This window comes from Vibrio sp. R10-SG3-ISO10 (assembly GCF_059834185.1).
Window position 1 is genome coordinate 256225 of sequence record NZ_JCBDHG010000017.1, and the last position, 11208, is coordinate 267432.

The window sequence follows — 11208 nt, forward strand, 5'->3', positions numbered from 1 at the left end:
ATTAGTGGTTATCCTTGTTAAATTTCATTTCTATTATATGTTTGTAAATGTTTTGTTTATGGTTATATATTTTGCAAAAACATCTTATGTGTAGTGTTTAATGCTAATTTCTTTTCATTAATTATTGTAAAGATATTATAATGCGTAACCTGAATTGATCGGTGACAATGAAATCTACGATTTGCCAATCATATGTGCGACTTAGCTCACATCAGCTCTGCCTTATGAATCTGTTTCAGCGTAGTATTGCACCTCCTAAACGGTTGTACCGGAAACTATAATGGATAATAAACTCGGCTTGAGTTCACTAACTGCGATCGTCATCGGTTCGATGATCGGCGCAGGTGTTTTTAGCTTGCCTCAAAATATGGCATCGGTTGCCAGCCCAGCAGCAGTAATGATCGGTTGGACGATAACGGGTGTAGGCATGATCTTTCTCGCCCTTTCTTTTCAAAAGCTTGCGTCACATAGGCCGAATGTCGATAGCGGCGTTTTTGGCTACGCAAAAGAAGGTTTTGGTGATTTTGTCGGTTTTTGCTCTGCGTGGGGGTACTGGCTAAGTGCCATGCTGGCTAACGTTTCTTATCTAGTCATTGTTTTTAGCACGCTTGGAATGCTGTTTGATACACCAGACAACATCATTTTCGGCCAAGGGAATACGATTGTTTCAATTGTCGGGGCTTCATGTCTACTTTGGATGGTTCATGCCTTGGTGCTACGAGGCGTTCAAACCGCAGCACTGATTAACATGGTGACGACCTATGCTAAGTTAGTGCCTTTGTTTATCTTTATTGTCTGCGCTGCTTTTGCTTTTCAGTGGAACACTTTTACTTTGGATTTCACCGGGCTTCATTTTGGTGAAGGGCATGATTTGATGTCTCAAGTAAAAAGTACCATGTTGGTAACGGTCTGGGTGTTCATTGGTATTGAAGGAGCAGTCGTTGTCTCTGGTCGCGCAAGAAATCGCAAAGATATTGGCCGAGCGACGATTCTTGGTCTCCTTACTGCGTTAGCGATTTATGTGTTTGTGACATTGCTGTCTATGGGGGTGATAAAACCTGTTGAGCTGGCGGGCTATCAAAACCCATCTATGGCGAAAGTGTTAACCGAAATCTTAGGGCCTTGGGGTCAGTACATTATCAGTGTTGGACTACTGATTTCAGTCTGTGGTGCATTTCTTAGTTGGACGGTTTTAGCATCCGAAGCGCCTTACTTGTGTGCGAAAGAAAAGATGTTCCCTAAGCGCTATGCCGAGTTAAACAATGCGGGCAGTCCTGTTAAGCCACTTACGTTGACCAATGTTTGGATTCAAATCTCGCTCGTGTTCGTCATGTTTGCTGGCAGTACTTATGACACTTTGTTGATCATCGCTTCAGAAATGATCTTAGTGCCGTATTTTCTTGTCGGCGCTTTTGTATTAAAGATTGCGATTGCGGAAAAAAACAGAGGTAGCTTATTACTTATTGGTGTAGGTGCCACTCTTTATGGTATTTGGTTGCTTTATGCATCGGGTTTAAATTACTTGCTGCTCTCTGCAATCCTCTACCTCCCTGGACTTTACTTTTACATACAGGCAAAAAAAGAGCAGGGGATAAACCCATTTGAAGGCCGCGAGAAACTAGGAGCAGGCATGTTAGGCGTTATAGCAATGCTAGCCGTAGGCATGATCTGGCAAGGTAGTTTGAGTTTGGCTTTCTAAGCTGATTATGAGAAGAAATCCCCTACCGATTAAGGTAGGGGATTTTTCTATCTGTACTTGGCGGTATATTTGAAGCGCAAACTGTCAAAAATGGTAAAGATTAACCCCGCCCATATAAAGCTAAAGCTGATTAACTTCACCTCATCAAAGGCTTCTCCAAACAAGTAAATCGCGAGGAAAAACTGGATAGTCGGCTCGATGTATTGCATTAATCCAATGGTCGACATAGTGGTTAATCGAATCGCAATTGAGTAAAACACCAAAGGAAGTAGAGTGGCAGGGGCTGCACCCAAATATAGTGCAAGCGTGGTTGCTCCTTGATGCAAAGACTCAGTACCGACCGTGACTTCTTTGTAGCCCATATAGAGAAGAGCGATAGGCAACAACACCAAGGCTTCAACATACAGTCCGGTACTCCAGTTATAGTTGATTTTCTTTTTACACCAACCATAAAAGGTAAAGAAAATCGCCATTGTTAGCGCAATATAAGGGATCTCGCCATAGTGGATGATTTGATAGATGAGACCAATACAAGCGAGGACTAGAGCGACTTTCTTGCCAATGGAAAGCGACTCCTTCAAGAAAAACACACCGAGTGCCATCATAGTAATCGGGCTAATAAAAAAACCTAGACTGGCATCAATGACTCGATCATTGGTCAGCGCCCACGTAAAGGCACACCACGAAATCGACATCATGATTGTGGCCGCAGTGGTATAGGCGAGGGAACGCTTGTCTGCCCAGATCGCACGTATGTCAGGTAGACGCTTTGTCACACCTAGTACAATCAACGCTCCGAGCGGTACCGAGGCAATCAAACGCATCGCGAGCAATTCATCAGTCGCCGCGTTGGGCAAAAATTGATAATAAAGTGGCAACAGGCCCCATAGCAAAAATGAAAAAGCGGCCATTCCATTGCCTAAACGCTGCTCAGGCATAGTAGTCTCAAAAAGGGTAATAATTGAGCGAAATCTAAGCCTAAACCTTCTAAAAGTAAAGCAAAGATTTCGTTACTTTATTTAGCTATTAAAATTCTTATATAACAGTGCCTTATATTGATTTTATGTATGCATTAGATCTAAGCCAAGAAGCATGAGGACACCCACTGTGCACGTTATAGTGGATAGCACGGTGGATAAAGCAATGATGTTGGCGGCTAGAGTTGAATTCCCTCCCATCGAACGGGCCATTACGTAGCTTGCAGCGGCAACGGGGGCTGCATTCATAAAGAACAAAACACCAAGTTCAAGGCCGCGAAATCCAAGCCAATAAGCAGAAGCTGTGATGAGCACGGGGGCAATCACCAACTTATTGCCGCTGGCAAACCAAGAGGGGCCGGGCTCCTTTTTTAATGAACCTAAGTTTAGTGAACCGCCAGTACACAATAATGCAAGGGGGAGGGTCATTTTAGCGAGGTAGTTACCCGCATCCACTGCGATATCAGGAACAGGAATAGAGAGCAGGTAAACTGCCAGTCCAAGAAGGATAGATATGATTAACGGGTTCTTTGTCAGGGTGGAAATCATCATCTTCCCAACGTTCTCACCAGACTCAGCCCCTTTAGGTGTCAAACAGATGACCGCCAGAATGTTGTAGGTGAGAGTAATGGCAGCAACGTAGATGGCTCCCAACGCAACGCCTTGTTCGCCGAATGCGTTAGCCACATATGCAATGCCAATGATACCCGTATTGGCTCTGAAACTGCCTTGAACAATAACGCCTTGATCTGGCGATTGGGAAAAAAGACCTTTAACAGCGATGGAGGAGAAGACGAAAAACAACACACTAGAGACAATCCCAAAAACAATAAAGCTGCTGGCCGCATAAAAGTCGTGCTCAGAAACCACGATGCTCAAAAACAGCATCGTTGGGAGAGTCACTTTGAAGACCAACTTTGAGCCGACATCAATAAAGTTTTCGTTAATCAAACCAATGCGCTTAAACACGATTCCCAATATGAGCATCAAACAAATAGGCCCGGTAATTGAGAGAGAAAATTGCAATTGGTTAAGAATATCCATCAGTTCCTTCTAGTCTAAGCACAATCTAGGTTACACCATACCAGACTGTAAGTGTTTGGTGGATAATAATTAATTGGTGACTAGCTAACTAATTGGTCTTTCTGAGCAAGAGTTTGCTTGATTGAGGTAATTCGTTGCTCATTGAAGGCCTCTAAACGACGTAAGTTGTTGAAACTTTGATAATTACGATTGGTATTAAGTTTGCTTTGTAACTGCTTCGGACAGTTATCTGTCCAAAGCCTCTAATAGAAGGACGTTACAATGCCAACGCTTAGCTTCAATATTCAAATCGATGGACAAGAGCCAGACACATTGCGTGTTATCGAGTATTCGGGTCGAGACTCGTTCTCGCACACGAAGTTAAGTAATGGTGTTGACTGCAATGGTTTTCGCTTCGAATTTCAACTTGCTAGCCGTCAACCTAACCTATCAGCTAACGATATTGTTGATCGCTGCGTTGATTTTGAAATCGTTCGAGATGGGGTGATTGTTCAACGGCTAAATGGCATCGTGCGCCAGTTTGGCAAGGGGGACACAGGTCATCATCATACCTTCTATACCCTGACTATGGTGCCAGCACTAGAGCGACTCGCACTACGACGTAATTCACGTATCTTCCAGTTAAAAACGGTACCCGAAATTCTGTCTATTTTGCTGCAAGAAATGGGCATCAATGAATACGCTTTTGTGCTTAAGAACGAACACATTCAGCGAGAGTTTTGCGTTCAATATAGAGAGTCTGATCTCGACTTCCTCCATCGACTGGCTGCAGAAGAAGGCATGGTATATAGCTTTGTCCATGAGCAAGGCAAACATACGCTTTTATTCACCGACGCTAACGATGGTCTTCTCAAACTGACACAGCCCATTCCATACAACAGCATATGTGGGGGAGTGGTTGAGCAGCCTTTCATTAATACGTTTTCTACTCGTGTGCGCAGCGAAGTCAGTCACAACGACCTTCAAGACTACAGTTTTAAAAAGCCGACTTATACGTTTGCCCAAAACGCACGCGGTACTAAAATGGATTACCAAAGAGCAGACGTATACGAACACTTTGATTTCCCGGGGAGATTTAAAGACGACGTATCAGGAACTTTATTTAATACCGCGCGCCTAGCGTACCTGCGTCGAGAGGCAAGAACTGCGTTGGGGAAAAGTAACCATGCCGGTCTTATTGCGGGCAAAAAGTTCGATCTGCAAGAACACATTACCGCTGAAGTGAATCGTGAATGGTTAGTTGTTTGTGTAGAACATGTCGGAAAGCAGCCTCAAGCTCTAGAAGAAGAGGGTGGCAGTGGTGAAACTACTTATAGCAATCAGTTTAAAGTAATACCGACAGATTATGTTTGGCAAGCTGAACCAACGGTAAAACCTCAGGTCGACGGACCAATGGTAGCGACCGTAGCTGGGCCCGAAGGAGAAGACATCTATTGTGATGAGTACGGCCGAGTAAAAGTGCATTTCCATTGGGATCGCTATTCGAACAATGATGAAAATAGCTCATGCTGGGTGAGAGTGTCGCAAGGCTGGGCGGGTAATCAATATGGGATGGTCGCGCTACCACGCGTGGGGCATGAGGTTATCGTCTCTTTCTTAAATGGCGATCCGGACCAACCGTTCATTACCGGTCGAACTTACCACGCAACGAATGTTCCTCCCTATTCACTCCCAGAACATAAAACTAAAACCGCAATTCGAACAGAGACCTACCAAGGACAGGGTTTCAATGAATTGAGCTTTGAAGACCAAGCAGAAAAAGAGCGTATCTATGTTCATGCGCAGAAAGACTTCGACATAGAGGTAAAGAACGATCATTCGTTAGAAATTAAGCATGACTCACATCTCACCGTAGGAAATGACCAGTTTGAACTGACGAAAAACAATCGGCACTTAACAGTCCAAGGCGAACTCCGAGAAAGAGTCTTCGCCGACAAGTCCGTCAATATTGGTGGTGGATTACAACAAAAGGTGAAAAGCAAAACGGCTATCGATGCAGGTGACGAAGTACACCTAAAAGCAGGCAACAAAATCGTATTAGACGCGGGTAGCGCCATCACGATTAAAGCTGGTGGAAGCTTCGTTAAAGTCGATGCCGGCGGCGTGCACGTTGTTGGTTCTGCTATCAACCTTAACTCTGGTGGTAGCGCAGGAAGCGGTAGCGGCTACGGTGGATTAGCACCTGTTTTACCTTTGGGGTTGGAAGCGCCGGTGGCGCCGGAGGAGGTGCTATTGGCTCCGAAATCAGCATCAATGACAAGTTTACTTCCAGCCATAGCAACTTTAGATTTACCTATTTCAGAACTGTGTCAAAAACAGATAGATGGCAGCTGTTCTAAAACTAGCTGTGAGTGCATAAATCAAAATGACAAATGATCATAGTTACCTAGTCCTGGATACCATTCGGGTTCCAGATGCAAAAATAATATGTGCTCAAAGTGAAAATGAATGGGAACCATTGTACTTAGGTACCATTTGGCAGCACCAAATAGATCTCAGCCCGATCTGGATACGTATCGACCCTAAAAGTGCTGTATGGAATAAATGGGAAACGGATCCTAACTGGGCTTCTAGCGGCGTCCTTTTTACTTTCCCCAACGAGATCAGCAAAAACTCTGCAATCACTACTTTACAAGAGAAAATCACTGCCAAGAGTGAAGATGGGCGTTTGTTCTTACTGCGTTTTTATTCACCATACACGCTGTCCCAAATAGCTAAGTATGGTGAGCGAACTGAAATAGACGGTATTTTAGGAGACGCAATATCTGCTCAAATATCTCCTCTGCTATCAAAGCGCTATTTTGTTGATGTTATAGAAAATGATAAAACACGAACTTCGTTGCCCCTTCTTTCAAACAAACTCGTCAAGGAATTACTCGCATGAAAACCCACGTGATACGACGAGGAGAAACTCTCTCTCAACTAGCTAAGTATTACAATACCGATGTGACAACTCTTCACAAACTCAACTCCCAACAAATCAAAGATATTGATTTAATTTTTGACGGAAAGACTTTGACCCTACCAGACGTCATTGATACAACGTCGGGTGAGAGAGCTGAAAAACAGTCGCTGCCGAATACCCATTTAGTTCTGACACAATGCAAGAATCCGGAGTACGTAGATGCTCTTTATGTACCAGAACATCCTAATACAAAAAAACAAATGCTCATTCTGCTTACAGAAGATGCGAAAAAATATGTATTAGAAGATCATCAGCGTTGTCAACAAGCGCTAGAAGGCGACAAAGCAACCATAACAACTCAGCTAACCAAGCTGGGGGTGATGGATCAATTTAATAGCATTACTCATGAAGTCTTCTTAAAAAAAATCAGTAAGATTAAAGCGGCGAGTTACCGGAAAGCGCTATTAAATCGCTTTGCTTTACAAAAGTCATACAGTAACAAAGAGCTCACCTTTCCCAATGATGATATCGAAATGGGATTGAGTCGGGTTGAAACCCGATTAAGCCGGATAGAGAAAACGTATATCGATAGTATAGAAGATATAGAAAACCGAGCAAACGGCATCCTTGTCCCTATTTCTCATATGTCTGGCGAAGTTATGCTTAAAAAAGATGCTTTGGCAGGTACTGAAGCGCTCAAAGTGAAGCAATTACGTAAACTGCAAAAGGACATTATTGAAGAACTAGATGAGATTGTTGATAAGTTTGAAAAAGAAGCGATGGAACATGCATCGAAAACAACAGTTGATGAAAATGGTCACACATACAAATTTTCAAAGAAGCATGGCTTTTACAGCTCCAATGTAGAGCTAAAAATCAACGATGCTATAGAAAAAATCAGTAAAGAGCGTGAGTCTATTGGGCTCAATGACACACTTGATAGCAAAGAACTTAAAAACGGCAGTAAACTACTTTCACTCAAAGAGGCTTACGAAGGTTATAGTTACTGGGAAAGCCGCGCTGATCCGGTATTAAAGAAATTAAACGCTCAACAAATAGAATGGCAGCCTGAATCTTTTTTCGGTTCCCATCGTGAAAATAACATCAAATACAGTAGCTTTTTTGCGGCTTTACATCGATTAAATCAAAGTGGGACATACATAAAAGAGCAATGCTTAACAAAAGGTGAGTTATTTAAAAATTGGGAAACAGTTGATTCAATAAAGGAATACATCAAACAGAACAGTCCTAGTATCGATGCATTAACTTCGAGACTGGAAGAATTGAATAAGCAAACTCCAATCTCCACGGAGCTTGGCTACTACTCTGCGTATGTATTAAATCTTGCATTGCTTCAGGAAATCGCCCTACGTATTCAAAATTTTAATGATCTATTTGGAGAAAATGAGAAGTACGCTCATTATGTTAAAAGGCTTTTTGTCTACGCAGAGCAAGCTCAACAAAGATGCGACGCTTTACTTAAAAAAGCCAGTGACCAAGTGGCTACCCCAATTCTCGACTATCAAAAAACATCAGTGACATTTGTTGGTGGTGTTCCGAACACTGACGAGTCAACTCGAAGCATAATACTTAACGAATCACAGTGGAAACCTAAAGATCTAGATGGCCAAATTTTTGTAAACAGCGGCGTCAACGAAAGAACAATTGTAGAATGTGCACTCTCTTCTCAACCTGATAAACTCTTATATATTCTTTCTGATAGTCCGGTACTTTCTTCTGATGTGTCTGAAAACAAACAATGTACATCAATCGTTAACCTCAATTTAGGCACTTCTGTCGGAAGACAGAAAGAGCAAGTCGCGGCAGCATTTAGACAGGCTTTTGGGGGCTCATCTGAAACAGTGCTAGGCTCTTTAAAGTTTGAAAGAACCGTTGATTGGGGAAGCCTCCCTGAAATCATTTTCCCTTGGAGTAGTGAAAAGTATCAAAATGAAACCCTCGGCATCACGGCGATGACAGAGACTAGCGGTGGGGCTCAGTTTGCACGTTTTATTTACAGCGCAAGTTCAAAGTTGGATCAAGAGTCGTTTAGTCAAGGGCCAGTAAAAGGCGAATTCACAACAGACTTTGTATTGGCAAGCACTGAACAAAAAATAAAGGTCAGGCTCCCCGCTAGTGGTGAAATGCAACTTGATATTCCTTACCGAAAAAGAGAAAGCGAAAAACGCCATATTGAAAATGTGGGTTCAACTGTGCTGGAAATTGAAGGGAAAGTAAATGGCGTATTAGCCGCCACTTTAAAATTGGGGACACAAGTTCATATTGGGAATATGGAGAGTACCTCAGAAGAACAAGATATCGGGCCGCTTGGCATCAAGGGGGCAGTACCAAACAGGAGTGACTACACCCAGTATAACGTTAAAGTCAACAGTAACGGTGGAGTCACTGAAAACGCACTTGCTGCTGGCTTTACTGGTGACGCAAAAGCGTTTGCAGGAGTTGAAGCTGGTGGTGTATTGAGCTGTAAGTTAGATTGGAAAAAAGATCAAAAAACAGCAAAACAAAACCTTTTTAAAGTAAGCTCTGGCTTTAAAGTCTCTGTAGGTATTGGGTATGATGGCATATTCCAGTGTACTTTCTCTCGAGGTCGTTTTGTTTTTATTACGGCGGTGGCAGCCACTTCTGGTATTGGTTTTGGGGGGAAGTTTGCAACAGAACTCAATCCACAAGCAGCGGATGATTTCTTTGCCGCGTTACTTGCCATTACCAAAAAGGATGGATTCCAAAGGTTCGAGTTTTTCGATGAGTCCGGTGAAGTCAACAGTTTTGAGGCGTTCAATCGAGTACTCACAGTTGCGGCTGCGTTTGGTTTAACCATTGGTCAGGTATTGATGCTGCCATTTAACGTCATTAATAATATGGAGAAGCAGGCAACTGACGAAGAAAATGCCTACTTTGTTGCAAATTTCTTGATTTCAAAGGAACACCAAAAGGAAAATCAAGCGTGGATTAGCAGCCTGACTGCTGAGGTGTTGGCTAAACTTTTGACGGTGCTGGTAAACTATAATCCAATACCAAGTATTGGTTGGGGAGAGAGTTTAGCTGAGCGACAAAACATAGCAGCCTATCGCAATCAAAACCAGCGTTTGGCAATCATTAAGATTTTAGAGTGGTTAGGTGGCCCAACTGCCAGTAAAACACAAATAAATAAATTTGAAAATGCCGTGCAGCGTATGTACCTAAAAAAGCCCACTGAACTTGATAAAACCGAACAGTGGCGCCGCTATGCGGATAATCTATTAATGATTCGAAGATTTTTTGTTGGAGCTCTATCGGATGAATATCAAGATCCAAACAACTCAAACCCAGAACAATATATGGATTCGGTGCGTAAAGATTACAATCTGTTCAAAAAAAACATTTTGAGATTAACGACAAGGTATCGTTTATTAGAGAAGGTAGATTTTGCGTCAAGCCGAAAGGGAAGACGTAAAATTGTTTATATGGCGGCTACCTTGAATGAATTATCTGAACTTGAAAAGGAAGGCTACCGCCTCGTAAGTTGGTTACCAGAGTTACCAGAGAAATAAAATGAAGAAGATACTATCGTTTATTGGCTTGATGCTATGTAGTACCGTAGTAGGTGCTAATTCTCAGGTTGAACAAGCAATCAAGTTGTTTAATCAAAAAGAATATTCTAAGGCCCTACCAATTCTAGAAAAAGAGTCTGAGCGTGGAAGTGCCTCAGCTACTTTTTGGTTAGCAGTAACTCAGTATAGAAATCGTCAACAATTTGAAGCTGGATCTACCTTTCTCAAAGCTGCTGAAATGGGAGACCCATGGGCGATGGATGTTTTGGCCGGTAATGGAAATAGTCCATGTAAGTATCTTGGCTGGCAATGTGATGAGAGTTGGGCGGCTCGAGCATTGCCAATTTGGCAAGACCAAGCCCAGAAGGGCAATGGCAAAGCAATGTATCAATTGGTACTAAGAGGTAAGCCTTGGTGGGAAGTCGTCCCAATTTATAGATATACGAAGTATCGAGAAATTTATTCTAAAGCTATTCCTGCTGGCGGTTATAGATTTTTGTTTTCGAATGTTGCTTGGGAGTCACAAGAAGAGAGAGTCAAATATCTAATTATGGCTGCGAAAAAAGGATATGCTCCTGCTATGGTAGACCTTTATTACAACTTAGTTGAGAGTAACCTTGAACTAGCTGATGAATGGGTAGATAAAGCTATCGACCTAGGTTATGCAAAGGCAGCTCAAACACAATATTTTACATATAGTTTAGGTCGAAAGAACATTGAGCCCGATGTGAAGAAAGCTTACTATTACAACAGGTTGTCAGGAGCCTTAGGAGGGGATGAAGACCCTGCTAATAGGATCACCCAAGAAAATGTTGTTGATGATTATGGTTATCCTATATCTGATGAAGAGGGTAATGCTGTAATGCGAGTACTGATTACACCAGAAGAGCAAGCTAAACTAGACCGCCAAGTAATTGAGCGTGTCAAAGACATAAAACCTAATATGTTCTTGGATGAAACATCTATAGATCTCTTCTAATCTAATCCATTATAAAGCCGCTCTCCCGAGCGGCTTTGTCAAAACTAACCAGC

Annotated in this window: 7 protein-coding genes; 5 read left to right on the plus strand and 2 right to left on the minus strand. The window is 42.5% G+C overall.

From position 1 onward, the window contains the following. The first annotated feature begins 280 nt into the window (after nt 1-280). Nucleotides 281-1699 carry a basic amino acid/polyamine antiporter gene (locus AC6R16_RS09210; RefSeq protein WP_500674206.1) on the plus strand — a complete coding sequence of 473 codons (1419 nt, stop codon included), beginning with the start codon at nt 281-283 and terminating at the stop codon, nt 1697-1699. A gap of 47 nt (nt 1700-1746) precedes the next feature. On the opposite strand, the gene rarD is transcribed toward AC6R16_RS09210, so the two are convergent. Both rarD and AC6R16_RS09220 read right to left on the minus strand, forming a co-directional pair. Beyond that, complete coding sequence (gene rarD, locus AC6R16_RS09215; protein WP_500674207.1) at nt 1747-2637, minus strand: EamA family transporter RarD; 891 nt, start codon at nt 2635-2637, stop codon at nt 1747-1749. Between the two features lie 123 nt (nt 2638-2760). Continuing rightward, complete coding sequence (locus tag AC6R16_RS09220; protein WP_500674208.1) at nt 2761-3720, minus strand: AEC family transporter; 960 nt, start codon at nt 3718-3720, stop codon at nt 2761-2763. A gap of 261 nt (nt 3721-3981) precedes the next feature. Between AC6R16_RS09220 and tssI the strand changes: the two genes are divergently transcribed. Genes tssI through AC6R16_RS09240 form a run of 4 tightly spaced genes read left to right on the plus strand, consistent with a single transcriptional unit; the run spans nt 3982 to nt 11155 of the window. Beyond that, the gene (tssI, locus tag AC6R16_RS09225; protein WP_500674209.1) at nt 3982-6096 is read left to right on the plus strand and encodes a type VI secretion system tip protein TssI/VgrG; all 2115 of its coding nucleotides are present in this window, start codon (nt 3982-3984) and stop codon (nt 6094-6096) included. Next, on the plus strand, nt 6086-6604 hold the full coding sequence (locus tag AC6R16_RS09230; protein WP_500674210.1) for a DUF4123 domain-containing protein: 519 nt from the start codon (nt 6086-6088) through the stop codon (nt 6602-6604). Before tssI ends, AC6R16_RS09230 begins: the two co-directional genes overlap by 11 nt. Then, nucleotides 6601-10176 carry a LysM peptidoglycan-binding domain-containing protein gene (locus AC6R16_RS09235; protein WP_500674211.1) on the plus strand — a complete coding sequence of 1192 codons (3576 nt, stop codon included), beginning with the start codon at nt 6601-6603 and terminating at the stop codon, nt 10174-10176. Before AC6R16_RS09230 ends, AC6R16_RS09235 begins: the two co-directional genes overlap by 4 nt. Nucleotide 10177: 1 nt before the next feature. Then, nucleotides 10178-11155 (plus strand): SEL1-like repeat protein, encoded by a 978-nt coding sequence (locus AC6R16_RS09240; protein WP_500674212.1) that lies wholly within the window; start codon nt 10178-10180, stop codon nt 11153-11155. Nucleotides 11156-11208: the final 53 nt, after the last annotated feature.